This window comes from Pseudomonas sp. AD21 (assembly GCF_002878485.1).
In the GTDB taxonomy this organism is placed as follows: Bacteria; Pseudomonadota; Gammaproteobacteria; order Pseudomonadales; family Pseudomonadaceae; genus Aquipseudomonas.
Genome location: NZ_NQYG01000004.1, coordinates 173,461 through 199,087, shown reverse-complemented (window position 1 = coordinate 199,087; position 25,627 = coordinate 173,461). Strand labels below are relative to the sequence as shown.

The following is a 25,627-nucleotide window of genomic DNA, read 5'->3' as shown; positions in this document are numbered from 1 at the left end:
GTTATGTCAAATAACGACCAAAAGCGCGACGAAGGCTACATTGAGAAGCTGGTTCAAGTTAACCGCGTAGCCAAAACCGTTAAAGGCGGCCGTATCTTCACTTTCACCGCGTTGACCGTGGTAGGTGATGGTAAAGGGCGTGTTGGCTTCGGCCGTGGCAAGTCGCGTGAAGTGCCTGCTGCGATCCAGAAGGCAATGGAAGCTGCTCGCCGTAACATGATCCAAGTTGACCTGAACGGCACCACTCTGCAGTACGCAATGAAGTCCGCTCACGGCGCTTCGAAGGTGTACATGCAGCCTGCTTCTGAAGGTACCGGTATCATCGCTGGCGGCGCTATGCGTGCTGTCCTCGAAGTTGCTGGCGTTCAGAACGTTCTGGCCAAGTGCTACGGCTCGACTAACCCGGTAAACGTGGTTCACGCCACTTTCAAAGGTTTGAAAGCTATGCAGTCTCCTGAATCCATTGCCGCCAAGCGTGGCAAAAGCGTCAAGGAGATCTTCTGATCATGGCTACCGTTAAAGTAACGCTGATCAAAAGCATGACCGGCCGCATCCCTAACCACAAACTGTGCGTTAAGGGTCTGGGTCTGCGTCGCATCGGTCACACTGTAGAAGTCCAGGATACTCCCGAGAATCGCGGGATGATCAACAAGGCCTACTACATGCTGCGTGTCGAGGGTTAATCGATGAAACTCAATGATCTGAGTCCAGCGCCGGGTTCCCGTCGCGAAAAGCATCGTCCGGGCCGTGGTATCGGTAGCGGTTTGGGTAAGACTGGTGGCCGTGGCCACAAAGGTCAAACCTCCCGTTCCGGTGGCACCATTGCTCCAGGCTTTGAAGGCGGTCAACAGCCGCTGCATCGTCGTCTGCCGAAGTTCGGTTTCGTTTCCCTGAAAGCCATGGATCGCGCAGAAGTGCGTCTGTCCGAGCTGGCTAAAGTGGAAGGCGACATCGTCACCGTGCAGTCCCTGAAAGATGCCAACGTGATCAACGTCAACGTACAGCGTGTGAAAATCATGCTGTCCGGTGAAGTGACTCGCGCTGTCACTATCGGCAAGGGAATCGGCGCCACCAAAGGTGCGCGTGCGGCTATCGAAGCAGCTGGCGGCAAGTTCGAGGAATAAATGGCTAAGCAAGGTGCTCTCTCTGCGCTCGGCAAAGGCGGTATGTCTGAACTCTGGGCTCGTCTGCGTTTTCTATTCCTGGCGATTATCGTCTACCGAATAGGCGCACACATCCCGGTTCCAGGTATCAACCCGGACCGACTCGCAGACCTGTTTCGACAGAATGAGGGGACCATTCTTAGCTTGTTCAACATGTTCTCCGGCGGCGCGCTGGAGCGGATGAGCATCTTTGCACTGGGGATCATGCCGTACATTTCGGCATCGATCATCATGCAACTGATGACCGCCGTCAGCCCGCAGTTGGAGCAGTTGAAGAAGGAAGGTGAAGCTGGCCGTCGCAAGATCAGCCAGTACACCCGCTACGGCACCGTCGTTCTCGCTCTCGTTCAGGCTATTGGCATGTCCATTGGTCTGGCGGGGCAGGGCGTTGCGTTCACTGGTGACTTTGGCTTCCATTTCGTCGCGGTATCCACGTTTGTGGCTGGTGCGATGTTCATGATGTGGCTGGGGGAGCAGATTACTGAGCGTGGTGTAGGCAACGGTATCTCGATGTTGATTTTTTCGGGTATCGTCGCCGGTCTTCCGAGAGCGATCGGGCAGTCTTTCGAGTCTGCACGTCAGGGTGATATCAATATTTTCGCCTTGGTTGCCATCGGTTTGCTGGCAGTAGCGATTATCGGTTTTGTGGTGTTCATTGAGCGTGGTCAGCGTCGTATTGCTGTTCACTACGCCAAGCGTCAGCAGGGCCGCAAGGTTTTTGCTGCGCAGACGAGCCACTTGCCGCTGAAGGTGAACATGGCCGGTGTTATTCCGGCTATTTTCGCGAGCAGCATTTTGCTGTTCCCGGCTTCGCTGGGTGCCTGGTTTGGTCAGTCTGAAGGTATGGGCTGGTTGCAGGACATCTCGCAGTCGATCGCTCCTGGTCAGCCGTTGAATATTCTGCTGTTTAGTGCAGGGATTATTTTCTTCTGCTTCTTCTATACGGCGTTGATGTTCAATCCGAAAGACGTAGCGGAAAACCTGAAGAAGTCCGGTGCCTTTATTCCGGGCATCCGTCCAGGTGAGCAGTCTGCGCGCTACATTGATGGCGTTCTGACTCGCTTGACCATGTTCGGTGCTCTTTACATGACGGCCGTGTGCTTGTTGCCCCAGTTCCTGGTGGTTGCAGCAAACGTTCCGTTCTACCTTGGCGGGACCTCGTTGCTGATCGTGGTCGTGGTTGTGATGGACTTCATGTCCCAAGTACAATCGCACCTCGTTTCGCACCAGTACGAATCCCTGATGAAGAAAGCCAACCTGAAGGGTTACGGCAGCGGCATGTTGCGCTGAGTACCCATAAGGTTCGAGGAGTTGGTGATGAAAGTTCGTGCATCGGTGAAAAAGCTGTGCCGTAACTGCAAGATTATTCGCCGCGAAGGTGTTGTTCGAGTAATTTGCAGCGCGGAACCGCGTCACAAACAGCGCCAAGGCTGAGTGTGATTGTGCTTCAAGCCCGGCAGCTAGTGCGCTGCCGGGTTGATTATTTGTTATTACAGCGATATTATCTCGCGCCCTATTTCTTGGCTTCCGGGGCGTAGGTAGCTGTCAATTGGAGTCCCACTGAATGGCCCGTATTGCAGGCGTTAACATTCCAGATAACAAGCATACTGTTATCTCGCTGACCTACATCTATGGTGTCGGTCGCACTACTGCACAGAAAATCTGTGCAGACACTGGGGTAAACCCAGCAGCAAAGATCAAAGATCTGAGCGACGAGCAAATTGAACAGCTGCGTGGCGAAGTGGCGAAGTTCACCACTGAAGGTGACCTGCGTCGCGAAATCAACATGAAAATCAAGCGCTTGATGGACCTCGGTTGCTATCGCGGTCTGCGTCATCGTCGCGGTCTTCCAGTGCGCGGTCAGCGTACCAAGACCAACGCGCGTACCCGTAAAGGTCCGCGTAAGCCGATCCGCAAGTAATCGCCCCAGCGAATCGACAGGAATTTAATCATGGCAAAACCTGCTGCTCGTCCTCGTAAAAAAGTTAAAAAGACAGTGGTTGATGGCATCGCCCACATCCATGCTTCTTTTAACAACACCATCGTGACCATTACCGACCGTCAAGGTAACGCTCTTTCCTGGGCTACCTCCGGTGGTTCGGGTTTCCGCGGTTCCCGCAAGTCCACCCCGTTTGCTGCTCAAGTAGCTGCTGAACGTGCTGGTCAAGCTGCGCTGGAATACGGCCTGAAAAACCTTGATGTTAACGTCAAGGGCCCAGGTCCAGGTCGTGAATCCGCAGTCCGCGCTTTGAACGGCTGTGGCTACAAGATCGCCAGCATCACCGACGTGACGCCAATCCCGCACAACGGGTGCCGTCCGCCGAAGAAGCGCCGCGTGTAATCCAGGAGATTGTAAAGAATGGCTCGTTACATTGGTCCAAAATGCAAACTCGCTCGTCGCGAAGGCACCGATCTCTTCCTGAAGAGCGGCGTGCGCGCGATCGAATCGAAGTGCAACATTGAAGCAGCACCTGGTATCCACGGCCAACGCCGCGGTCGCCAGTCCGACTACGGCACCCAACTGCGTGAAAAGCAGAAGGTCCGTCGTATCTACGGCGTTCTCGAGCGTCAGTTCAGCGGCTACTACAAAGAAGCTGCTGGCAAGAAAGGTGCAACCGGTGAAAACCTGCTGCAACTGCTCGAATGCCGTCTGGACAACGTTGTATACCGTATGGGCTTTGGTTCGACTCGTGCCGAATCCCGTCAGCTGGTATCGCACAAGTCGATCAGCGTTAACGGTCAGACCGTAAACGTTCCGTCGTATCAGGTTCGTGCTGGTGACGTGGTTGCAGTTCGCGAGAAAGCAAAAAACCAACTTCGCATTGTCCAAGCTCTCGATCTGTGTGCCCAACGTGGCCGCGTAGAATGGGTAGAAGTAGACACTGAGAAGAAGTCGGGCGTTTTCAAGAACGTTCCTGCTCGCAGTGATCTGTCCGCCGACATCAACGAAAGCCTGATTGTCGAGCTCTACTCCAAGTAAGGGCTAGAAAATAGGTGCATCCATGCAGATTTCGGTAAATGAGTTCCTGACACCCCGCCATATTGATGTGCAGGTTGTCAGTCCAACCCGCGCCAAGATCACTCTCGAGCCTCTCGAGCGTGGTTTTGGCCACACCCTGGGCAACGCGCTGCGCCGCATCCTGTTGTCCTCAATGCCCGGCTGCGCAGTAGTCGAGGCCGAGATTGACGGTGTGCTCCACGAGTACAGCGCCATCGAAGGTGTACAGGAAGACGTAATTGAAATCCTGTTGAACCTTAAAGGTCTGGCCATCAAGCTGCACGGTCGTGACGAAGTTACGCTGACCTTGTCGAAGAAGGGTTCGGGGGTGGTTACCGCTGCCGATATTCAGCTGGATCATGATGTCGAGATCGTTAATCCCGATCACGTAATCGCTAACCTGGCGTCTAACGGCGCCCTGAACATGAAGCTCACCGTAGCTCGTGGTCGTGGTTATGAACCAGCCGACTCGCGTCAGAGCGATGAAGACGAAAGCCGCAGCATTGGTCGCTTGCAGCTCGACTCTTCGTTCAGCCCGGTTCGCCGTATCGCATACGTGGTGGAAAACGCCCGTGTCGAGCAGCGCACCAACCTGGACAAGCTGGTTATTGATCTGGAAACCAACGGTACCCTGGATCCTGAAGAGGCTATCCGCCGCGCTGCAACCATCCTGCAACAGCAGTTGGCTGCGTTCGTCGACCTCAAAGGTGACAGTGAGCCAGTGGTTGTCGAGCAGGAAGACGAGATCGATCCGATCCTGCTTCGCCCGGTTGACGATCTGGAACTGACTGTACGTTCGGCTAACTGCCTTAAGGCGGAAAACATCTACTACATCGGTGACCTGATTCAGCGTACCGAAGTAGAGCTGTTGAAGACTCCGAACCTGGGCAAGAAATCCTTGACTGAAATCAAGGACGTTCTGGCCTCCCGCGGTCTGTCCCTCGGCATGCGCCTCGACAACTGGCCGCCTGCAAGTCTTAAGAAGGACGACAAGGCGACTGCCTGATCGTCGTAATCACCGAACGTAGTGTTTGGTAAGGAATGAACCATGCGTCATCGTAAAAGTGGGCGTCACCTGAGCCGCACCAGCTCGCACCGCAAGGCCATGTTCCAGAACATGGCGGTGTCGCTGTTCGAGCACGAGCTGATCAAGACTACTCTGCCAAAAGCCAAAGAACTGCGCCGCGTTGCCGAGCCGCTGATCACTCTGGCCAAGACAGACAGCCTGGCTAACCGCCGTCTGGCTTTCGACCGTACTCGTTCGAAAGCTATCGTTGGTAAGCTCTTCAACGACCTGGGCAAGCGTTACGCTACCCGTGAGGGTGGCTACCTGCGCATCCTCAAGTGCGGTTTCCGCGCTGGCGACAACGCGCCTATGGCGTACGTCGAGTTGGTTGATCGTGCTACTGCTGGCGAAGCTGTATCCGCCGAGTAAGACGTCAGTCTGAAACGAAAAACCGGGCCTAGTGCCCGGTTTTTTGTGCCCGTAAGAAAACGCGCTGTTCGTACAAGCTTCTGACATTGTTCTGTTGCCACTATGTGCCGGGAAACATAATTAGTAATTATCTATCGATGACTACAAGTTAATGAATTTGTAGGTGTCACATTGATGATCAATACTTCTCAGCAAGCCGATTAGCCGGCAGTTTCAAGACTGACAGAGGAAGAAGACCGTATGAGCCAGATCAAAACGCTTACGACCGCCAGTGGCGCACCTGTCGCGGATAACCAGAATTCTCGCTCCGCCGGCCCTCGTGGCCCGCTGCTGCTCGACGATTTTCATCTGATCGAGAAGCTTGCCCACTTCAACCGTGAAAACATTCCTGAGCGTCGTGTGCACGCCAAGGGTTCGGGTGCTTACGGTACGTTCACCGTGACTCGCGACATCACCGAGTACACCAGCGCCAAATTGTTCGAGTCTGTCGGCAAGCAAACCCCGACATTCCTGCGGTTCTCCACCGTTGGTGGCGAGCGTGGTTCGGCCGACACCGAGCGCGATCCGCGCGGCTTCGCCCTGAAGTTCTACACCGAGGAAGGCAACTGGGACATCGTTGGTAACAACACCCCAGTGTTCTTCATTCGTGATCCACTGAAGTTTCCCGACTTTATCCACACCCAGAAACGTCTGCCGCAGAGCAACCTGAAAAGCGCCCAGATGATGTGGGACTTCTGGTCGCATTCGCCGGAAGCGCTGCACCAGGTGACCATTCTGTTTTCCGATCGCGGCATTCCCGACGGCTACCGTCACATGCACGGCTTCGGCAGCCACACCTATAGCCTGATCAATGCTAAAGGTGAGCGCCACTGGGTGAAGTGGCACTACAAAACCAAACAGGGCATCAAGAACCTGGCGCCGGCCGATGCTGCGCGTCTGGCGGGCACCGATCCGGATTACGCCCAGCGTGACCTGTTCGAGGCCATCGAGCGTGGTGACTTCCCGAAATGGCGTGTGTGCATTCAGATCATGACCGAGGCACAGGCTGCAGCTCACTACGAGAACCCGTTCGACGTGACCAAGACCTGGTCGCAGAAAGAGTTCCCGTTGATCGAAGTCGGTGAGTTGGAGTTGAACCGCAACCCGATGAATTACTTCGCTGAAGTTGAGCAGGCTGCATTTGGCCCGAGCAACATGGTGCCGGGTGTTGGTCTGTCGCCGGATCGCATGCTGCAAGGCCGCGTCTTCGCCTATGCGGATGCGCACCGCTACCGTGTCGGCACCAACCACCAGCAATTGCCGGTGAATGCCCCACGTAGCGCGGTGAACACCTATCAGCGTGATGGCTCGATGGCTTTCGGCAGCAATGGTGGCGCTGCACCAAACTACGAGCCGAACAGCTACATCGAATCGCCAAAGCAAGCGCCGCACTACGCTGAGCCTGCATTGGCCTTGAGCGGTGCTGCTGACCGTTACGATCATCGCGAAGACACCGATTACTACAGTCACGCTGGTGCTCTGTTCCGTCTGATGAGCGATGAGCAGAAAGCCTTGCTGGTCAGCAATATTGCCGGCGCCATGAGCGGTGTTTCGCCGGATGTGGTTGACCGTCAGTTGCAGCATTTCTACAAAGCCGATCCGGCGTATGGAGAAGCAATCGCAAAGCTGCTCAACGTACAGCTTAACGAAGTCTAAACGAGAAGCAGAACCGCCCTCATTAGGGCGGTTTTTGCGTTATTTAGGCCGCTTTTCTCCGAATATCTTCGATTTTATTGCGCAAAACGGGGTGACCTTCGGGTCAGCTTGGTTCAAACTACAGACTTTCAAGCAGGGAGATGTAGGGCGATGCAGGGCCACCCAGACGTTATCGATTACCTCAACACGTTGCTGACCGGCGAACTGGCCGCGCGTGACCAATATTTTGTGCACTCGCGGATGTATGAGGACTGGGGTTTCACCAAGCTCTACGAACGAATCAACCACGAGATGGAAGAAGAGGCCGGCCACGCCGATGCGCTGATGCGTCGGATCCTGATGCTCGAAGGCACGCCGCGCATGCGTCCGGACGATCTGGACGTCGGCACCACCGTACCGGAGATGCTCGAAGCCGATCTGCGTCTCGAGTACAAAGTCCGCGCCGCACTGTGCAAAGGCATTGAGCTGTGCGAGCAGCACAAGGATTATGTCAGTCGCGAGATCCTGCGCATTCAACTCAACGACACCGAAGAAGATCACACCTACTGGCTGGAAAAGCAGTTGGGCCTGATCAAACTCATCGGTCTCGAGAATTACCTGCAATCCCACACCTGATTGCCAGATACAAAAAAGCCCCTGTCACGGTTGAAGTGACAGGGGCTTTTTCATGCCCGGCGATCAGGCTCGATCGCGAATCAACAGCGGCTTGAGGTAATGGCCGGTGTGAGACTGCTTCATCTCGGCCACTTCCTCCGGGGTGCCGGTGGCGATGATCTGCCCACCCTTGGAGCCGCCCTCCGGCCCCAGGTCGACCAGCCAGTCGGCAGTCTTGATCACGTCCAGGTTGTGTTCGATCACTACCACGGTGTTGCCGTGGTCGCGCAAGCGGTGCAGCACATCGAGCAATTGCTGGATATCCGCGAAGTGCAGGCCAGTGGTCGGCTCATCGAGGATGTACAGGGTCTTGCCGGTGTCACGCTTGGACAGCTCGCGCGACAGCTTGACCCGCTGCGCCTCGCCGCCAGACAGCGTGGTCGCCGATTGCCCGAGCTTGATGTACGACAGGCCTACGTCCATCAACGTCTGCAGCTTGCGCGCCAGCGCCGGTACCGCGTCGAAGAACTCCCGGGCTTCTTCGATGGTCATCTCGAGGGTTTCGTGGATGCTCTTGCCCTTGTATTTGATCTCAAGGGTTTCGCGGTTGTAGCGCTTGCTCTTGCACACGTCGCACGGCACGTAGATGTCCGGCAGGAAGTGCATTTCGACTTTGATCAAACCGTCGCCCTGACACGCCTCGCAGCGACCGCCCTTGACGTTGAACGAGAAGCGTCCCGGGCCGTAACCACGGGAGCGCGACTCAGGCACGCCAGCGAACAGTTCGCGGATCGGGGTGAACAGCCCGGTGTAAGTCGCCGGGTTGGAGCGCGGCGTACGGCCGATAGGGCTCTGGTCGATATCGACGACTTTGTCGAGATGCTCCAGGCCCTTGATGCTGTCGTGCGCGGCCGCTTCCAGCGTGGTCGCTCCATTGAGGGCGGTAGCGCTCAACGGGAATAGCGTGTTGTTGATCAGCGTCGATTTGCCCGAGCCGGAAACGCCGGTCACGCAGGTCAGCAGACCGATCGGAATTTCCAGATCGACATTGCGCAAGTTGTTGCCGCGTGCGCCCTTGAGCGACAGCGTCAGCTTTTTGTTGCGCGGTGTGCGTTTGGCCGGCACTTCGATCTTGACCCGGCCCGACAGGTATTTGCCGGTCAGGGAATCCGGGTGCGCCATGACTTCTGCAGGCGTGCCTTCGGCAACGATCTGCCCGCCATGCACACCGGCCCCTGGGCCGATATCGACCACATAGTCAGCCAGACGAATCGCGTCTTCGTCGTGTTCGACCACGATCACGGTGTTGCCGATATCGCGCAGGTGCTTGAGGGTGCCGAGCAGCCGGTCGTTATCGCGCTGGTGCAGACCGATGGACGGTTCGTCGAGGATGTACAGTACCCCGACCAGACCGGCGCCGATCTGGCTGGCCAGACGAATCCGCTGCGCCTCACCGCCGGACAGAGTGTCAGCGCTGCGATCGAGCGACAGATAGTCGAGGCCGACGTTGACCAGGAACTGCAGGCGTTCGCGGATTTCCTTGAGGATCTTGTCGGCGATCTCGCCACGTCGCCCGGTCATCTTCAGCTCGCCGAAGTACTCGCAGGCATCGCCGATCGGCAGGTTGGTCACCGCCGGCAGGGTTTTCTCGCCTACCCACACGTGCCGCGCTTCACGACGCAGGCGGGTGCCACGGCAGTCCGGGCAGGCCTGGGTGCTGAGGAACTTGGCCAGCTCTTCACGCACGCTGGCCGATTCGGTTTCGCGGTAGCGGCGTTCCAGATTCGGCACGATGCCTTCGAACGGGTGCGAACGTTTGACGATGTCGCCACGGTCGTTCAGATACTTGAAGTCGACGTTCTGCGAGCCGCTGCCGTGAAGGATGTATTTCTGTTGATCGGCCGGCAGTTCGTTGAACGGCTTCTCCAGGCTGAAGCCGTAGTGCGCGGCCAGTGAGCCGAGCATCTGGAAGTAATAGACGTTGCGCCTGTCCCAGCCGCGAATCGCGCCTTCGGCCAAGGTCAGTTCACCGTTGACCAGGCGCTTGATGTCGAAAAACTGCTTCACGCCCAGGCCATCGCAGGTCGGGCAGGCGCCGGCCGGGTTATTGAAGGAGAACAGCTTGGGTTCCAGCTCGCTGATGGCGTGGCCGCAGATCGGGCAGGCGAAGCGCGCGGAGAAGATCATCTCCTCGCCCGGCTCATCGTCCATCGGCGCGACCAGGGCGATGCCGTCCGCCAGTTTCAGTGCGGTCTCGAACGACTCGGCCAGGCGCTGCTGCAGGTCGGCGCGGACCTTGAAGCGGTCGACGATCACATCGATCGAGTGCTTCTTCTGCTTGTCCAGTTTCGGCAGTTCGTCGAGCTCGCAAATGCGACCGTTGACCCGCGCACGGACGAAACCCTGGGCGCGCAGCTCTTCGAACACTGACAAGTGTTCGCCTTTACGCTCGCGGATCACCGGCGCCAGCAGCATCAGTTTGCTGCCCTCCGGCTGAGCCAGCACCAGGTCGACCATCTGGCTGACGGTCTGCGCTTCCAGCGGAATATCGTGATCCGGGCAGCGCGGCGTACCCACGCGTGCATAAAGCAGGCGCAGGTAGTCGTAGATTTCGGTGATGGTGCCAACCGTGGATCGCGGGTTGTGCGAGGTCGATTTCTGTTCGATGGAGATCGCCGGCGACAAACCTTCGATGGTGTCGACGTCGGGTTTTTCCATCATCGACAGGAACTGTCGGGCATAGGCCGACAGCGATTCGACATAGCGGCGTTGACCTTCGGCGTACAGTGTGTCGAAGGCCAGGGACGACTTGCCGGATCCGGAGAGGCCGGTGATGACGATCAGTTTGTCCCGTGGCAGGGTCAGGTCGATGTTCTTCAGGTTGTGGGTACGGGCCCCACGTATCAGGATCTTGTCCAAAGTGGCCTCGCTCGGCGGGCGTCGAAAACGTAGGAGTATACGGCCAAATACTGGATGGATGCACACTATCAAACGAAGGGTTTTTTACCTTGGATGAAGAGAGTTTCATCTATACGCGTCATAGCGTCGCGATATACCCCGTCTTTCGATGGGACTGGTAGAATCGCCGCCGGTTCACACGAGGTTTTTCCATGCACGATCCCCACAGCGAACGCATGAGTGGCAGCGAGACCCGCGCGGCAAGCGGTCTGGCCCTGGTGTTCGCCTTCCGTATGCTTGGCATGTTCATGGTGTTGCCGGTACTGGCGACCTACGGCATGGATCTGGCGGGAGCGACTCCGGCCCTGATCGGCCTGGCCATCGGTGCCTATGGCCTGACCCAGGCGATTTTTCAGATTCCGTTCGGGATCATTTCCGACCGCATCGGCCGTCGTCCGGTGATTTATATCGGCTTGATCGTGTTTGCCCTCGGCAGTGTGCTGGCCTCTCAGGCCGATTCGATCTGGGGCGTGATCGCCGGTCGTATCCTGCAGGGCGCCGGGGCGATTTCCGCCGCGGTCATGGCGTTGCTCTCCGACCTGACCCGCGAACAGCATCGCACCAAGGCCATGGCCATGATCGGCATGACCATCGGGCTGTCGTTCGCCGTGGCGATGGTCGTCGGTCCGCTGTTGACCCGCGCATTCGGTTTGTCCGGACTGTTTCTTGCCACAGGCGGCATGGCGCTGGTAGGCATCCTGATCATCATGTTCATGGTGCCGAAATCCACCGGACCGTTGCAGCATCGTGAGTCCGGCGTGGCGCGTCAGGCCTTGATGCCGACGCTCAAGCATCCGGATCTGCTGCGCCTGGACTTGGGCATCTTTGTGTTACATGCCATGTTGATGTCGAGCTTCGTTGCCTTGCCGCTGGCTCTGGTGGAAAAAGCCGGGCTGCCCAAGGAGCAACACTGGTGGGTCTACCTGACGGCGCTGCTGATTTCCTTCTTCGCCATGATCCCGTTCATTATCTACGGCGAGAAGAAACGCAAAATGAAACGAATTTTGCTCGGCGCCGTCCTGACGTTGATGCTCACTGAGCTATTCTTCTGGCAGTTCGGTGACAGCTTGCGGGCGCTGGTGATCGGCACGGTGGTGTTTTTCACCGCGTTCAATCTGCTGGAAGCTTCGTTGCCGTCGTTGATCAGCAAGGTTTCACCGGCAGGCGGGAAGGGCACGGCGATGGGCGTGTATTCCACCAGCCAGTTCCTCGGTTCGGCACTCGGCGGGATACTCGGCGGCTGGCTGTTTCAGCATGGCGGTCTGTCGGTTGTGTTCCTCGGATGTGCCGGTCTGGCTGCCATCTGGCTGGCCTTTGCTGTTACCATGCGCGAACCTCCCTACGTGACGAGCCTGCGCTTGCCGTTGTCGCCCGAGGCGATCCGCGAAGCGGGTCTGGTCGAGCGCCTCAAGGCCCTCGTAGGGGTAACAGATGCAGTGATAGTCGCTGATGAAGCGGCTGTTTACATCAAACTGGACAAAGAATTAGTGGATCGCGACACCCTCGAACGCCTGGTGAACAACCCGGCCGAGGCTGCTTGCGAAGCCTAGGAGAACGTTATGGCCCGTGGGGTTAACAAAGTCATATTGGTCGGCACTTGCGGCCAGGATCCCGAAGTTCGCTACCTGCCTAACGGTAACGCCGTGACCAACCTGAGTCTGGCAACCAGCGAACAGTGGACCGACAAGCAAACCGGTCAGAAGGTCGAGAAGACCGAATGGCACCGTGTTTCGATGTTCGGCAAGGTTGCCGAAATCGCCGGCGAATACCTGCGTAAAGGTTCGCAGGTGTACATCGAAGGCAAGCTGCAGACCCGCGAGTGGGAAAAAGACGGTATCAAGCGTTACACCACCGAAATCGTGGTCGACATGCAAGGCACCATGCAACTGCTCGGCGGCCGTCCACAACAGGGCGACCAACAAGGCGGTGGCAACAACTACCAGCAACAGGCTCCACGTCAGCAGGCTCCACGCCCGCAGCAGTCGGCTCCGCAACAGCGCCCGGCCCCGGCTCCACAGCAAGCCGCGCCGCAACCGGCTCCGGATTTCGACAGCTTCGATGACGATATTCCGTTCTGATTCGCTGCTGCATCCGCGCTGAATAAAAAAGGCCCGTCGCTGAACACGACGGGCCTTTTTTGTGGACGCTGGTTTTTCAATCAAGGATCAGGTGCGGCAGAAACCGGCTCGAATCCTTGGTGATCAGACTGTTGTCCTCCCGCACGCCAATCCCCGCCGCCTGATCGCCGATCACCCATGAGCCGATCAGCGTGTAGCTGTCGTCGAATTTCGGCAATGGTGCAAATTCCTGCAGGATGAATGGCGCATCGGTGTAGGGCCCGTCCTCTTTGACGATCAGACCTTGCGCCGTTTGCAGCTCGATGTTGGCGCCTTCGCGGGAGAAGTACGGTTTGCGTACCCAGCCCTTGGGCACGGCACTGCCCGGATTCGGATCAAGGTGCGCCGCGAGCAGGTTCGGGTGTCCCTTGTGCAGCTCCCACAGCAGCGGCAGTGCGCCTTTGTTCGACAGGATCGACTTCCACGCCGGTTCAAAAAACTGCGTATCGCACTCGGCAATCGCCGCGCCGAACGGTTCGTGGAAGATAAACTCCCAGGCATGCAGCTTGAACAAATGCGGGATCCAGCGATCCTCGAGGTCGACGAAGCGACCCTCGGCGGTCAGGCCGATGTCTTCGATGTCGATGTGCCGGGATTCGATGCCGACTTTTTCCGCGATCAGCCGCAGGTAATCAGTGGTGCCCTTGTCTTCGACCGAGTCTTTCATCGAGGCAAAGTAGAACGGCCGCTTGAGCTGCAATTCGGCAAACGCCTGATGCAGCTTGGTATCGATGCTGTTGAACTGGTCGGCATGGCGCGGCAGCATGCCGCGCTCGATGCATTGTTCCAGCCAGCCCCACTGAAACGCGGAGGCCTCATAGAGACTGGTCGGCGTGTCGTAGTTGAGCTCCAGCAGTTTGGCCGGGCCGTTGCCGTTGTAGGAAAAGTCCATGCGCCCGTACAGATGCGGATGACCTTCCATCCAGGACGTTCGGATCATGTCGTAGTACGGCGAGGGGATGCTCAGGCGATCGAGCAGTTCCTCGCTGTGCACCACGCGATCGACCAGGTCCATGCACATCTCGTGCAGTTCCGTGGTCGGATCCTCCAGATCATTTTCGATCTGCGCGAGCGTGAACTGGTAGTAGGCGCTTTCGTCCCAGTACGGCTCGTCGTCGATGGTGTGGAACAGAAAGCCGAGGCCTTCGGCAGTCTGTTTCCAGTCGGGGCGCTCGGCGCAATGGATCTTCTTCATGGTCAGCTGCTCGAACTGCCCCAGCCGCCCCAACCGCTGCGAGCGGAAGACTGGCTGCCGAAACCGCCACGGGACGTCGACGAAGCAACGTTGACCGGTTTGCTTCGAGAGCTATCGTAGCTGCTGTCGGTGCGGGTAGACGGCGCCGATTCGATTTTGCGGTACTGCGTCGAGGTGTTGTAGGTCTGACGCGTATCACGGTCGCGGTAAACCGTGCGGTTGTCGTTGTTGCTCATCGCATTGCCGATCAGCCAGCCCGAGAGCCAACCGTTGCCTCCGCCGCCGCCACCGGAGGAATGGGAAGTACTTTGCACGTTCTGCGTGGCGGCGGTTTCACCGGCAGGCATCTGCGCGTTGGCGAGCGCATTCAGATCCTGTGGCGCCTCGCCGTTCTGCGGCACTTTGAAACCGCCGAGTTTCGGCACGAAGCGGCCGTCGGAGTTTTTCTGGCACCAGTCGGCAGCAAAGTCTGCGTCGCACTTGGCCTTGTCGTCGTAGGCCGGCGCAATGCGTCGGTGCTCGGTCAATGCCGCGACGTAGGCGTTGGAACAGACATCGGCGGACACTTCGGCGCCGACGCACTGCTCGACCGTTTGAAAACGTTGCTGATCCTGCGCGGCAACCTCGCCGGAAATCGCCAGCGCCACCGACGCGGCGAGGGACAGTTGAACGTACTTGCTGCGTTTCATTGAAGGCTTCCTGCCGATCAGTTGGACGGGGTCATGCACGCGGCGTTGAGCATGCCGACGCTGATGGCCACTGCGGCCACGTAGATACCCGAGGCGATTTCACCGTTGGCGATGCGTCTGGATGTGCCCTTGAGTACCAGGCCGGTGGCGAGGAACGCCAGCAGTTGCACGACGGCGGCGATCACCGCCCACAGCACGAAATCGAGGACATTGACCGAAAACGCGATCACATTGCTGGCCGGAATCGCAAAGCCGATGATCGCGCCGGACAGGGCGATGGCGGCGGCGATGTTGCCGGAACGGATCAGCTCGAACTCTTTGTGTGGCGTGATGCGGGTGTAGACGAACTGAAACAGCATGAACAGCAGCACGGCGCCGATCAGGTAGACGACGAAACCGACCAGCGCGGTCTTGTTCAGGGAAACGGCCAGCACTTCCAGCATGGAAAACTTCCTTTTTAAATGGTGCTCAGATCAGTCGTGTACAGCGAAATGCCTAGCGAGGTGCTCAGGCTGACGGTGCCTTCCTCGTCCTGTTCGACGGAGAACAGCAGCAATTCGCGGCGATCGGTCAGGCCGGTCTCGCGCGCGTAAAGCATGGAGTGGTGTTCGATGGTGTAGCTCTCGTCCGGGTTGACCACATGCTCGGTCAGCGGCACCAGTTCGGTCTGGCCCAGCTCGGTGCCCCATTCGCGGCTGTACTGGACGCCGTCGTGGCTGTAGGTCGGCAGGCCGATCAGGCTGTCAGGGCCGGCCAGGCGCTGCAGTTCGGCGTCACTGTTGACGGTCACGTAGCTGAGGTAGTTGAACAGAGTGACCGACTCGATCTGGTCGTCACCGGTGACGTGGATCTGCAGCCAGAAGTCCTCGTTGTTGAGGTAGTAGCGATGCAGTTTGTTGGATTGGCCGAGGTCGATCCAGCCGGCGCTCCAGATCGCCTCTGCCGCTGGAACCTGCACCGAGGTGCTGCCATCGAGCAGTAATGCCAGGGTCGAATCGAACCGCACGCCTTTGCCTTGCGCCATCCCGAGTGGGCCACTGGCAACGGTCGGCGTTGGCGCAGCGGTCTGCCAGTTGCTGGTGCCCAGCAAGTCTTTAAACCATCCCATGGGTACGTTCCTTGAGGCGGGTGGAGGTGTTCGTCATAAAATTCGCCGCTAGTGTACCGGGCCGGGCGACGAACTAGCAGAGTCATTTGCACAGCACAAACCATGTGGGAGCGGGCTTGCTCGCGAATACGGTGTGTCAGTGGGCAAATTATTCGCTGACACACCGTATTCGCGAGCAAGCCCGCTCCCACAGGTTTTTTATCGTGCTGTTACTGAGCGGACTTTTGCTTCAGACGCTCAAGAATCGCATTGGCGCTGCCTGTGTTCGGCGTGATGCCGGCGTCACGCAGTTTGCGCTCCAGGTCGTTGCCGGTCGAAGCGTCAGCCAGCTCATCGGCGGCGCTCAGTTCGGCGGCGCGTTGCTGCTGCTTGGCCTGCAGACGGTTCAGGGTACCGACGGCCGTTTCCAGTTTGCCGTTGGCGCCGCCGCTGGCGATGGACGCGCTGACCTGCGCCTTCTGCACGCTGTCACGGGCCTTGGCCATGTCCACCTGCTGGCGCAGGCTCTTGATCCGCGACTCGGCCTTGCTGATGTCTTTGCGCATGTTTTCGGCGTAGGTGCCGAACTCGTCGCTCTGGGCCTTTTCAGCGGTCAGGTCGTTGGTCAGGGTCGAAATCGCTTCCGCCACTTCCATTGCCAGGTCTTCGCGGCCGGCGTTCAGTGCGGAAACAGCCTTGGCTTCCAGGTCTTTGATCTTGGCGTCGTACTCGCTCACGCGGTCGGCGGCCAGCTTGTGCTTGGCCATGATGGTGACCAGTTCGCGCCGGGCGTTGGACAGCGCGGTGTCGGCATCGCGGATTTCCTGGTCGAGGATGCGCAGGGCCTGTTGGTCGACGATCGCTTCGCCGACTTCATTGGCGCCGCCGCGCAGTGCGGTGAACAACTTGCTCCAGATGGACTGAGTCATTGGATATTCCCTGTTGATTACTTGAAGAAGTGTTCGAAGGCTTCACTCGCGCGCTGTACGTTGTCGACCAGGGTTTTCACCTCGGTGACGACGTTGGTCAGGCTCGAGTCGGCGCTGAGGGCGCCAAACATGTTGTAAACGGTCTGGCCGTTGGGCATCGACTCGATACCGATCGACGACAGCGGGAACATTTCCCGGCTACGCAGCACGGCGTCATTGAAGGCGCGCACGTCAGTGATCGAATCGATGTCCACCAGCACGGTGTCGACGATGATCTGTGCACCGGCCAGGGCGATGTGAATCGGCAGACCGCCAAATTCGTTCATTTCCAGCTTGATGCTGGGTTCGGAGCTCTGGATCAGAGACAGTGTAATCTCGTGCGAAGCCACCTCATCCAGTGCCTTGAGGGCGTTGAAGAGGCTATCGATGTTCCAGTTGTTGCCTGCGCTCATGTAATTCTCCGACATGAATGAGCCAGCCAGAATCGGTTGGCGTAGCTGTTGCTCCATTTGCTTGAGCAAGCTTCGGTTTTCCGGAAGCACCCAAGTTTCGTGTTTCACATAACCGGCGGCAGCCAGGCCCGCACGCATCTGCTTCATGTAGAAGCTCGACGGCTTTTTCGCGGACGGTTTCGAGCGCTCTCCCTTTGGGCTCTCTGACGCGACTGTGGGGGAGCGGCTTTTCATGGCAATGACTCCGTTATGAATATCTCACGCGTGAGCCACACTACAACCAATTCAAAGTGCCATCAATGGCTCACACGTGAGATTTTCATGACAGGCGAAAAAACGCCCGCGATGGGGCGGGCGCATGTTTTGCCAAGTGTGTCGTGATGGATCAGTGCCCTAGAAACTCCTCGGCCGAGACCACGCTGGCATAGGCGAAACCCAGCGCCGACATGAACGCGGCGTGAACCTGGGCGGCCGGTACGGTGACGCCGTTGAACTCGAGATCGCGGCTGGCGCAGGCGTCGTGAATCACCGTGACGCCGTAGCCCAGATCCGCTGCGGCGCGGGTGATGCCGTCGATGCACATGTGGCTCATGCTGCCGACGATCACCAGGTCCTTGATGCCTTGTTCGTCGAGGATCGATTGCAACTCGGTCTCACGGAACGAATTGACGAAATGCTTGAGCACCACCGCCTCGTCCGGGCGATTGAGTACTTTGGAGTGCAATTTTGCGCCGTCCGAGCCCGGGGTGAAAAACGGTGCATCCGCCGAGGTGAATTCGTGGCGAATGTGCACCACCGGATCGCCTGCCTCGCGGAACGCGGCAAGCAGCCGCGTGGCGTTGTCGGCGGCGGCTTCAGCCCCCACCAGCGGCCACTTGCCTTGAGGGAAGTAGTCGTTCTGGATATCGACTACGATGAGCGCTTGTCTGGTCATGGGTGTGTCCTCGATGCATGGGCTGGAAGTGGATTCAGTATTGGCGCTGGCCGGCGTTTCGAGGATTGGCCGTACCGACAATAAGCAGGGGAAAACTGACATGGGCGTTGAAAGAGCCGCCACGGTGGAACTGGGCGTACTGATTTACCCGGGCGCGCAGCTGGCAGCGGTGCATGGTCTGACCGATCTGTTTGCGGTCGCCAACCGGATAGCTGCCGAGCATCAGGCGGCGCAGTTGCCCGTGCTGCGCGTGAGCCACTGGCAAGCCGACGCCGAGCTGGCGCCGCAGCGGATCCACGATAGTCATCCGGGCAGCGACTGTGGTTTACAGGCGGTGCTGATTCCACCGTCCCTCGGCGGCTTTTCTGCGGCCAGCGTTTCAGCAGCGCTGCTGCAATGGCTGCGGGATCAGCATGCCCGTGGCGCAACCCTCGGCGGTGTCTGTGTGGGGTCATTGCTGCTGGCCGAAAGCGGTTTGCTCGATGGTCGCAGCGCCACCACGCACTGGACCTCGACCAAGGCGTTTGCCGAGCGTTATCCGAACATCCGGCTCAAGGCGGATACGCCGATTGTCGATGACGGCGACCTGATCACCACGGCCGGGCTGATGGCTTGGTCGGAGCTGGGTTTGCGTCTGGTCGATCGCCTGCTCGGGCCGAGCATCGCCAGCGGTACCGCGCGGTTTCTGGTGATGGAACACAGCGACAGCGCCAGTGCCTGCGGCAGCAATTTTGCGCCGATCCTGGGTCATGGCGATGCGCCGATTCTCAAGGTTCAGCATTGGCTGCAAAGCACCGGCGCGACCGACGTTTCGCTGACTTCGATGGCCGAGCGGGCGGGGCTGGAAGAACGCACGTTTCTGCGTCGCTTCCGTGCTGCGACCGGGTTGAAGCCGACCGAATACTGCCAACATCTGCGGGTCGGCAAGGCGCGAGAGTTGCTGGAATACACCAACGGCACCATCGACCACATTGCCTGGACAGTGGGCTATCAGGACCCGGGAGCGTTTCGCGCGATCTTCAAGAAAATCACCGGGCTGGCGCCGAGTGATTATCGGGCGCGGTTTGGTGTCACGGGATAGTCCCGACACGACATACCCTGTGGGAGCGGGCTTGCTCGCGATGAGGCAGGGGCCGTCAACATTGATGTCGACTGATACACCGCCTTCGGGAGCAGGCCCCTCCCACATTGGATTGTTGTGCTGCGGAAATCGTGCAAATTACCGGGGGGAGACGCCCGGTCGTGCAGATTGAAACAGGCCTGATGCCAGCACGTTTTCGCCAAGTTTTTGATTAGTCGAATATTTCGCTAGCGCCACCGTTGGCCTGATCTCTGCACCGTTCATCACTACATCCACCGAACCGCTGCAAGGGGGACGCATGACCCCGACACCGAGCAGCAAAATGGTCGTCGCGTACTCGGTGCGCGCTGGCGCGCCGCAACATGAGGTGCAGACCAACAAGGCGCTGGCCCGCTGGCTGGCGCACATTCTCGGGCTCAATTTTGGGGGCAGCTACGACCCGGAAAAACACCGCGGTCGTGACCTTTACTGGCTGCCGACGCAAACCCTTGTCGGTGCCAGACAGGCACAGGCCTTGGGCATCAAAAGCGCGGACGACTTGTGGGGTGGATTCGTCGAACACGATTTCATCTGCACCAAAGCCATCAGCCATGGCTTGCGCAGCCATCTGGCCTACGCGCCTCAAGGCTGGGCGCCGCTGTTCTCCGAACGCGTACGTGACGTGGTGCTCGATGGCCTGACCGTGTTCGCCCTGGAAGACGCGCGGCCTGCTGCCGAGCATTTGCTGTACAGCGGGCCGATCCGTCTGAAGCCGATTCACGCCTGTGCCGGTCGCGGCCAGGAAGTTATCAACAGCCTCGACGCGTTCGATGAAGTGCTCGCCCGTACGGAGGCAGCCCGGTTGTTTCGCGACGGTGTAGTGCTGGAGCAGGACTTGAGCAAGGTCTTCACCCACAGCGTCGGCCAGTCATTCATCGGCGGCAAGGTGTTGAGCTACTGCGGTGATCAATACTTGACCAAGGACGCTCACGGCGAAGACGTCTACGGCGGCTCGAATCTGCTGGTGGTGCAGGGCGGTTACGCAGAGCTGCTGGCGCTGGAGTTGCCGGACGAAGTCCGTCTGGCCATCGAGCAGGCGCAGATTTTCGACCGGGCGGCAGATGAGGCCTATCCGGATTTCTACGCCTCACGGCGCAACTACGACATTGCCCAGGGCCTGGACAGCAATGGCAAACCCCGCAGCGGTGTGCTCGAACAATCCTGGCGCATGGGCGGTGCCAGCAGTGCGGAACTGGCCGCGCTGCAAAGCTTCGTCAATGATCCGCAGATGCCGGCGATCCGTGTGTCGACAGTGGAAACCTACAGCGATCAAAGTCTGCCGGCAGATGCCATCGAAATCTACCGCGGGCCGGCCGAGAACAGTGACTTTCTCCTCAAATACGTAACGGTCAAATCCTATGACGGCTAGAAGCGAAAGCATTCAGATCGACATTGATGACGAACAGATGAGCGGGACGTTTCTCAGTCCCAAGTCGAAAGTCCCGGGGGTGTTGTTTGTCCACGGTTGGGGCGGTAGCCAGGAGCGTGATCTTGAGCGCGCCAAGGGCATCGCCGGGCTTGGCTGCGTATGCCTGACCTTCGACCTGCGCGGCCATACCGGCGGCACCGGCATTCCGCTGACCCGGGTGACGCGCGAAGACAACCTGCGCGACCTCCTCGCGGCCTATGATCGTCTGCTCGCGCACCCGGCGCTCGATACTTCGGCGATTGCGGTGGTCGGCACCAGTTATGGCGGTTATCTCGCCTCGATCCTTACTTCATTGCGCCCGGTGCGCTGGTTGGCGCTGCGGGTGCCGGCGCTGTATCGCGACGAGCAATGGCACACGCCCAAGCGTGATCTGGACAAGGCGGATCTGCGTGATTATCGGAGCACGCTGGTGCGTGCCGATACCAATCGTGCGCTGCATGCCTGCTCACAATTCACGGGGGATGTATTGCTGGTGGAATCGGAAATCGATGATTACGTGCCTCACGCGGCGATCATGAGTTACCGCGCGGCGTGTCAGCAGACGCATTCGCTGACGCACCGGATCATCGACGGCGCCGACCATGCGTTGAGCGAGCCGGTTTCGCAGCAGGCCTACACTTCGATTCTGGTGGACTGGATAACCGAGATGGTGGTCGGTGAGCGCTTGAGCATTATTCAGTCCTCATGAACGGTGGTGTCCTCTCGGGCGCCTTCGCGAGCAAGCCCGCTCCCACAGGTTGTACGTATTCCAAATGTGGGAGCGGGCTTGCTCGCGAAGAGGCCGGCAGCCTCACAGCAAATTCAGGAAGGTTTCCTCTCGATCCGCAACGCCTTGGCCTTCGCCTCTACCAGCAGATACATCACCACCGTGATCAACAACGGTAGCAGAAAATAAATCGCCCGGTACGCCAGCAACCCCGCCACCAGACTCCCGCGTGAAACCTCGTGTTGCAGCAGCGCGACGAACACCGCTTCCAGCACCCCGAGCCCTGCGGGAATGTGCGTGATAACCCCGGCAATTGCACTGATCAACAGCACGCCAAGCACCAGCGGGTAGTCCAGCTTGCCTGGCAGCAGAGTGAATATCACCGCCGCCATCAGCGACCAGTTCAACGCGCCGAGCAGCAATTGCAGGACGGCCATGCGCAGTGACGGCAGGTTGATTTCCACCCCGCGAACCGACCATTCGCGACGCCTCGAGAATCGGCACGCGACGAGATAACCGGCACTCAACAGCAACAACAGCATGCCGATGCCCTGCAACGCATCGCTGCTGACTTTCCAGCCCGGCGGCATGCTCACCAGGCCACTGCTGAACACCGCGCCGGCAATCGTCATGTAGCCGAACCAGTTGGTCGCCAGGCTCAGGCCGAGGATTTTGGCGATGTTGCCTTTGCTCACACCCAGGCGCGAATACAGCCGATAGCGCATGGCAATACCGCCGACCCAGGCGCTGAGATTGAGGTTGAAGGCATAGCTGATGATCCCCACCGGGAGGATCTGTTTCCAGGTCAGGTCCTGGCGAATGTAGGTGCGTCCGATCAGGTCGAAACTGGCGTACACCAGAAAGCTCAGCAAGGTCAGGCTGGCGGCGATGAACAGCGTGCGCACCTTGGACTCGGTCAAGGTCTGCAGCACTTCCGCCCATTCGATGCGCGTGGCGAACAGCGTCAACAGAGCGATCAACGCGATGAAGAACAGCAAGGTCAGCGGGCGTTTCCAGCGATGCCATCGCGAGTGCGTGGCCGGCGCCGATTGCGCATGGGAATGGCTCATGGCGTGCCACCTCGAAACGGCTTGAGCCGCGGTTTATGTGCCGGCAACCAACCAGCCATCGCCGGGAAATGCCGCAGGAAGTGGAACACCAGAAACCCCACGGTCATGTGCCAGATCCGCCCGCGCGGGGACATGCCCGGGTCCATGGTTTTGCAGTGGTTCCGGCTCAGGTCTTCGAGGCGCTGGAACAAATGCTGATTGAACGCCCGATCGCGGATCAGCACGTTGGCTTCCAGGTTCAGCGACAGGCTCAGCGGGTCGAGATTGCTCGAGCCGACCGTGCTCCATTCCTCGTCCACCAGCGCGACTTTGCCGTGCAGCGGACGCTGGCAATATTCGTGAATCTGCACGCCGGCCTTGAGCAGGTAGTCGTAGGTCATGCGCGCCGCCAGTTTCGCCACCAGCATGTCCGGCTGGCCTTGCAGGATCAGCCGCACCTCGACGCCACGGCGTGCGGCATTGCGGATCTCGCGCAGCAGGCGGTAGCCGGGGAAGAAGTAGGCGTTGGCGATCACCACCCGGCGTTTGGCCCGGCGCAGTACCTGCAAGTACACATCTTCGATATCGGTGTGATGCTGATCATTGTCGCGAAACACCAGACGCACCTGACCGTCGTGGTCGCTGAAGGCCATTTCTGCGCGACGCTGGCGCCGACGCTGCCACCAGAACCGTGCGCGTCCCGGACGACCGCTTTGCAGCAGCGCGAAATGATGGATGTCAGCGACTGCCGGCCCCTGAACCTGCACCGCATAATCCTGTTTCGCCTCGGGGCCGAAATCGGCCAGGTGATCGCCGGAAAAATTGATCCCGCCAATGAATGCGATCAGTCCGTCGACCACCACGATCTTGCGGTGCAGGCGGCGGAACCAGTTGGTGCGAAAGCCCAGGTGTTTGGGCGCCGGATCAAACATCTGCAGGTGTACACCGGCGTCGCTCAATGCCGCGAGATAACCGGTGCTCAACTCGCCACAACCGAAGCCGTCGAGGCTGACGGTGGTGCGCACGCCGCGTCGGGCGGCGTCGATCAGAATTTGCTGCAGTTCCTCGCCGACCTTGTCCTCGAAAACGATGAAGGTCTCCAGCAGGATTTCACTCTTCGCCGCACGCAGGGCATCGAACACCCGGGGGAAATATTCCTCGCCGTTTTCCAGCAACTCGACGCGGTTGTTACCTTGCCAGCTGTACTCGACATCGACATGGCCGGGTTCGCGTATCGGCGGGGTGATGCTGATCGGTTCCACGGTGGATTTCTCCAGCGGCGCGCTGCTCATAACTCGATCTCCACCGACAGCGGTGCATGGTCGGAAAGGTGGGACCAGGGCCGGTTTGCCAGAACTGTCGGCTGGCGGGTCTTGAGGTTGCGCACGTAAATGCGGTCCAGGCGCAGGGTTGGCAGGCGCGCCGGAAAGCTGCGCGCCGGTTTGCCGTGATGCTCGGCGAACACCTCGCGCAGACCGCAGGGTTTGAGCAACGCATCGGCGCGCTGGCGCCAGTCGTTGAAGTCACCGGCGACGATCACCGGCGCATCATCCGGCAGTTCCGCCAGACGCTGACCGAGCAACTTCAGTTGCGCATTGCGATGGCTTTCGCGCAGGCCCAGATGCACGCAGATCGCATGCACCTCGACACCATCGCCGGGCAGGCGCAACACGCAATGCAAGAGGCCGCGGTTTTCATGGCCGCTGATCGAGACGTCGAGGTTGTCGTGGCGGATGATCTGGAATTTTGACAGCAGCGCATTGCCGTGATCGCCCTCCGGGTACACCGCGTTGCGCCCGTAGGCGAATTGCGGCCAGAGGCTGTCGGCGAGGAACTCGTACTGCGGCATCGTCGGCCAGTTGCTGTAGTGCTTGGGATGGTGCTCGTGGGTGCCGTGGACTTCCTGCAGAAACACCACGTCGGCGGCCACGCTGCGCACCGCTTCGCGCAACTCCGGGAGGATGAAGCGTCGATTGAGGGCGGTGAAGCCCTTGTGCGTGTTGACCGTCAGTACGGTGAAACTGCGCACTGACGGTGCGATCACCGAGCCTTCATCGGTGAAGCCCACCGGCTCTGGAATACTCATGTCAGCACCCCTTCGCCAGCGGGTTCGCCGGGGGTGGTCGCGAGGTGTTTGTCGAGGTCGAAACGCTGCAGCAGATGGCGGGCGTCGTAAGGGGCGCGGACTTTGATGTCGTTGTCGAAATAGCAGAACACTTCGCGGGATTTACGCGCCCGAGGCTTGAGGCGCGGGGCGATCAGGTGCGCATCGCCCGGCTGTCGACCGTGATGCCAGGCATCGATGCGTTCAGCCCAGTCGTTCAGCGCGGAGTCGGTGTAGCCGCTGGCATAAAGTTCTTCGGCCCCGTGCAGGCGCAGGTAGACGAAATCGCTGGTGAGGTCTTCGCGGTACGGCCACTTGCCGGCGGTGTCGGCGATCACCAGGGCGGTGTTGTAGCGTTTCAACAACCGAATGAAGTCGGGATCGATGAAGGTGTCATTGCGCACTTCCACGGCATGGCGCAGCGGCTTTTTGCGCCAGGCTTTGAGGCTGGCATGACCATGCAGGTGGGCGTCGTGCTGACGGGCGAGGGCGGCTGCGGCCTCAGTGTCGTGGGGCAACAATGACAAGAAGTGTTCGAAACGCTCGGGGTCGAATTTGAAGTTTGGCGGAAACTGCCAGAGGATCGGCCCGAGCTTTTCCTTGAGCTCCAGCACCCCGGAGGCGAAGAAATTCGCCAGCGGTTTTTCGATCTCGCGCAAGCGCCGGATGTGCGTGATGAAACGCGGCGCCTTGACGCTGAACACGAAGTCGTCGGGCGTTTCGGCGTACCACTGGGCGTAACGTTCGGGCCGTTGCAGGGCGTAGAACGATCCATTGATTTCGATGCTGTTGACCGCCCGTGAAGCGAACTGCAATTCGCGTTTCTGGGTCAGTCCTTTCGGGTAGAAATCCCCGCGCCACGGAGCGTAGCGCCAGCCGGAAATACCGATGTGAATCGTTGCCATGCCGCCCTCCCGTTGTCAGTCCTCGTGTTGCCTGTGTCTTTTGATGACTGTGGGCGGTTCGGGAAAGT

General features: G+C 59.1%; 29 protein-coding genes. 17 read left to right on the top strand and 12 right to left on the bottom strand.

Features of this window, described 5'->3' with window-relative positions; translation table 11 throughout:
* The first annotated feature begins 3 nt into the window (after positions 1 to 3).
* The 12 genes from rpsE (at position 4) to bfr (ending at position 7,906) form a co-directional block, all read left to right on the top strand.
* A complete protein-coding gene (gene rpsE / locus PseAD21_RS04160) occupies positions 4 to 504 on the top strand; it encodes a 30S ribosomal protein S5 (RefSeq protein WP_003186035.1) in 501 nt (166 codons plus the stop codon).
* Between the two features lie 2 nt (positions 505 to 506).
* Positions 507 to 683, top strand: coding sequence for a 50S ribosomal protein L30 (gene rpmD, locus PseAD21_RS04155; protein WP_003176408.1), 177 nt, complete (start codon positions 507 to 509; stop codon positions 681 to 683).
* A 3-nt stretch (positions 684 to 686) separates the two neighbouring features.
* A complete protein-coding gene (gene rplO / locus PseAD21_RS04150; RefSeq protein ID WP_003228720.1) occupies positions 687 to 1,124 on the top strand; it encodes a 50S ribosomal protein L15 in 438 nt (145 codons plus the stop codon).
* Positions 1,125 to 2,453, top strand: a complete 1,329-nt coding sequence (gene secY, locus PseAD21_RS04145; RefSeq protein WP_003228718.1) for a preprotein translocase subunit SecY — start codon at positions 1,125 to 1,127, stop codon at positions 2,451 to 2,453.
* 27 nt (positions 2,454 to 2,480) lie between these two features.
* Complete coding sequence (gene rpmJ / locus PseAD21_RS04140; protein ID WP_002555468.1) at positions 2,481 to 2,597, top strand: 50S ribosomal protein L36; 117 nt, start codon at positions 2,481 to 2,483, stop codon at positions 2,595 to 2,597.
* Between the two features lie 130 nt (positions 2,598 to 2,727).
* Positions 2,728 to 3,084 (top strand): 30S ribosomal protein S13, encoded by a 357-nt coding sequence (gene rpsM / locus PseAD21_RS04135; protein WP_008374135.1) that lies wholly within the window; start codon positions 2,728 to 2,730, stop codon positions 3,082 to 3,084.
* A gap of 30 nt (positions 3,085 to 3,114) precedes the next feature.
* Positions 3,115 to 3,504: a 30S ribosomal protein S11 gene (gene rpsK, locus PseAD21_RS04130; RefSeq protein WP_002555466.1), complete on the top strand. Its 390-nt coding sequence runs from the start codon at positions 3,115 to 3,117 to the stop codon at positions 3,502 to 3,504.
* An 18-nt stretch (positions 3,505 to 3,522) separates the two neighbouring features.
* A complete protein-coding gene (gene rpsD, locus PseAD21_RS04125) occupies positions 3,523 to 4,143 on the top strand; it encodes a 30S ribosomal protein S4 (protein ID WP_003176404.1) in 621 nt (206 codons plus the stop codon).
* A gap of 22 nt (positions 4,144 to 4,165) precedes the next feature.
* Positions 4,166 to 5,167 (top strand): DNA-directed RNA polymerase subunit alpha, encoded by a 1,002-nt coding sequence (gene rpoA / locus PseAD21_RS04120; protein WP_003186012.1) that lies wholly within the window; start codon positions 4,166 to 4,168, stop codon positions 5,165 to 5,167.
* 42 nt (positions 5,168 to 5,209) lie between these two features.
* Positions 5,210 to 5,596: a 50S ribosomal protein L17 gene (gene rplQ, locus PseAD21_RS04115; RefSeq protein WP_003176402.1), complete on the top strand. Its 387-nt coding sequence runs from the start codon at positions 5,210 to 5,212 to the stop codon at positions 5,594 to 5,596.
* 240 nt (positions 5,597 to 5,836) lie between these two features.
* Positions 5,837 to 7,291 carry a catalase gene (locus PseAD21_RS04110; RefSeq protein ID WP_102354611.1) on the top strand — a complete coding sequence of 485 codons (1,455 nt, stop codon included), beginning with the start codon at positions 5,837 to 5,839 and terminating at the stop codon, positions 7,289 to 7,291.
* Positions 7,292 to 7,441: 150 nt separating this feature from the next.
* Positions 7,442 to 7,906: a bacterioferritin gene (gene bfr, locus PseAD21_RS04105; protein WP_025109504.1), complete on the top strand. Its 465-nt coding sequence runs from the start codon at positions 7,442 to 7,444 to the stop codon at positions 7,904 to 7,906.
* A gap of 63 nt (positions 7,907 to 7,969) precedes the next feature.
* Here bfr and uvrA read toward each other — a convergent pair whose 3' ends face one another.
* Positions 7,970 to 10,804 (bottom strand): excinuclease ABC subunit UvrA, encoded by a 2,835-nt coding sequence (gene uvrA / locus PseAD21_RS04100; protein WP_025109505.1) that lies wholly within the window; start codon positions 10,802 to 10,804, stop codon positions 7,970 to 7,972.
* Positions 10,805 to 10,995: 191 nt separating this feature from the next.
* Between uvrA and PseAD21_RS04095 the strand changes: the two genes are divergently transcribed.
* Complete coding sequence (locus tag PseAD21_RS04095) at positions 10,996 to 12,393, top strand: MFS transporter (protein WP_025109506.1); 1,398 nt, start codon at positions 10,996 to 10,998, stop codon at positions 12,391 to 12,393.
* 9 nt (positions 12,394 to 12,402) lie between these two features.
* A complete protein-coding gene (locus tag PseAD21_RS04090; RefSeq protein WP_007966163.1) occupies positions 12,403 to 12,921 on the top strand; it encodes a single-stranded DNA-binding protein in 519 nt (172 codons plus the stop codon).
* A gap of 76 nt (positions 12,922 to 12,997) precedes the next feature.
* On the opposite strand, the gene PseAD21_RS04085 is transcribed toward PseAD21_RS04090, so the two are convergent.
* The 7 genes from PseAD21_RS04085 to PseAD21_RS04055 all read right to left on the bottom strand — a co-directional run bounded on the left by PseAD21_RS04085 (position 12,998) and on the right by PseAD21_RS04055 (position 18,246).
* Positions 12,998 to 14,155 carry a glutathionylspermidine synthase family protein gene (locus PseAD21_RS04085; RefSeq protein WP_102354610.1) on the bottom strand — a complete coding sequence of 386 codons (1,158 nt, stop codon included), beginning with the start codon at positions 14,153 to 14,155 and terminating at the stop codon, positions 12,998 to 13,000.
* 2 nt (positions 14,156 to 14,157) lie between these two features.
* Entirely contained in the window at positions 14,158 to 14,844 is a 687-nt protein-coding gene (locus tag PseAD21_RS04080; RefSeq protein WP_102354609.1) for a DUF1190 domain-containing protein, read from the bottom strand.
* A 17-nt stretch (positions 14,845 to 14,861) separates the two neighbouring features.
* On the bottom strand, positions 14,862 to 15,287 hold the full coding sequence (locus tag PseAD21_RS04075) for a DUF350 domain-containing protein (protein ID WP_025109509.1): 426 nt from the start codon (positions 15,285 to 15,287) through the stop codon (positions 14,862 to 14,864).
* A 14-nt stretch (positions 15,288 to 15,301) separates the two neighbouring features.
* Positions 15,302 to 15,952, bottom strand: a complete 651-nt coding sequence (locus tag PseAD21_RS04070) for a DUF2491 family protein (RefSeq protein ID WP_102354608.1) — start codon at positions 15,950 to 15,952, stop codon at positions 15,302 to 15,304.
* A 209-nt stretch (positions 15,953 to 16,161) separates the two neighbouring features.
* Positions 16,162 to 16,860 carry a PspA/IM30 family protein gene (locus PseAD21_RS04065; protein ID WP_102354607.1) on the bottom strand — a complete coding sequence of 233 codons (699 nt, stop codon included), beginning with the start codon at positions 16,858 to 16,860 and terminating at the stop codon, positions 16,162 to 16,164.
* 17 nt (positions 16,861 to 16,877) lie between these two features.
* Entirely contained in the window at positions 16,878 to 17,546 is a 669-nt protein-coding gene (locus tag PseAD21_RS04060) for a YjfI family protein (RefSeq protein WP_102354606.1), read from the bottom strand.
* Positions 17,547 to 17,697: 151 nt separating this feature from the next.
* A complete protein-coding gene (locus PseAD21_RS04055; protein ID WP_102354605.1) occupies positions 17,698 to 18,246 on the bottom strand; it encodes a cysteine hydrolase family protein in 549 nt (182 codons plus the stop codon).
* A 100-nt stretch (positions 18,247 to 18,346) separates the two neighbouring features.
* Here PseAD21_RS04055 and PseAD21_RS04050 point away from each other — a divergent pair, with 100 nt between their 5' ends.
* From PseAD21_RS04050 to PseAD21_RS04040, 3 genes are all read left to right on the top strand, one after another.
* Positions 18,347 to 19,327, top strand: a complete 981-nt coding sequence (locus PseAD21_RS04050; protein WP_102354617.1) for a GlxA family transcriptional regulator — start codon at positions 18,347 to 18,349, stop codon at positions 19,325 to 19,327.
* 298 nt (positions 19,328 to 19,625) lie between these two features.
* A complete protein-coding gene (locus PseAD21_RS04045; RefSeq protein WP_102354604.1) occupies positions 19,626 to 20,735 on the top strand; it encodes a DUF3182 family protein in 1,110 nt (369 codons plus the stop codon).
* Positions 20,725 to 21,483: a S9 family peptidase gene (locus PseAD21_RS04040; RefSeq protein WP_102354603.1), complete on the top strand. Its 759-nt coding sequence runs from the start codon at positions 20,725 to 20,727 to the stop codon at positions 21,481 to 21,483. Before PseAD21_RS04045 ends, PseAD21_RS04040 begins: the two co-directional genes overlap by 11 nt.
* A gap of 113 nt (positions 21,484 to 21,596) precedes the next feature.
* Here PseAD21_RS04040 and PseAD21_RS04030 read toward each other — a convergent pair whose 3' ends face one another.
* The 4 genes from PseAD21_RS04030 to PseAD21_RS04015 are packed head-to-tail and all read right to left on the bottom strand — an operon-like array spanning position 21,597 to position 25,559.
* Entirely contained in the window at positions 21,597 to 22,571 is a 975-nt protein-coding gene (locus tag PseAD21_RS04030; RefSeq protein ID WP_102354601.1) for a lysylphosphatidylglycerol synthase domain-containing protein, read from the bottom strand.
* Positions 22,568 to 23,842 (bottom strand): cardiolipin synthase ClsB, encoded by a 1,275-nt coding sequence (clsB, locus tag PseAD21_RS04025; RefSeq protein ID WP_102354600.1) that lies wholly within the window; start codon positions 23,840 to 23,842, stop codon positions 22,568 to 22,570. Before clsB ends, PseAD21_RS04030 begins: the two co-directional genes overlap by 4 nt.
* Entirely contained in the window at positions 23,839 to 24,636 is a 798-nt protein-coding gene (locus tag PseAD21_RS04020) for an endonuclease/exonuclease/phosphatase family protein (RefSeq protein WP_102354599.1), read from the bottom strand. Before PseAD21_RS04020 ends, clsB begins: the two co-directional genes overlap by 4 nt.
* Entirely contained in the window at positions 24,633 to 25,559 is a 927-nt protein-coding gene (locus PseAD21_RS04015) for a DUF72 domain-containing protein (protein WP_102354598.1), read from the bottom strand. The genes PseAD21_RS04020 and PseAD21_RS04015 overlap by 4 nt, the downstream gene beginning before the upstream one ends.
* Between the last annotated feature and the right edge of the window lie 68 nt (positions 25,560 to 25,627).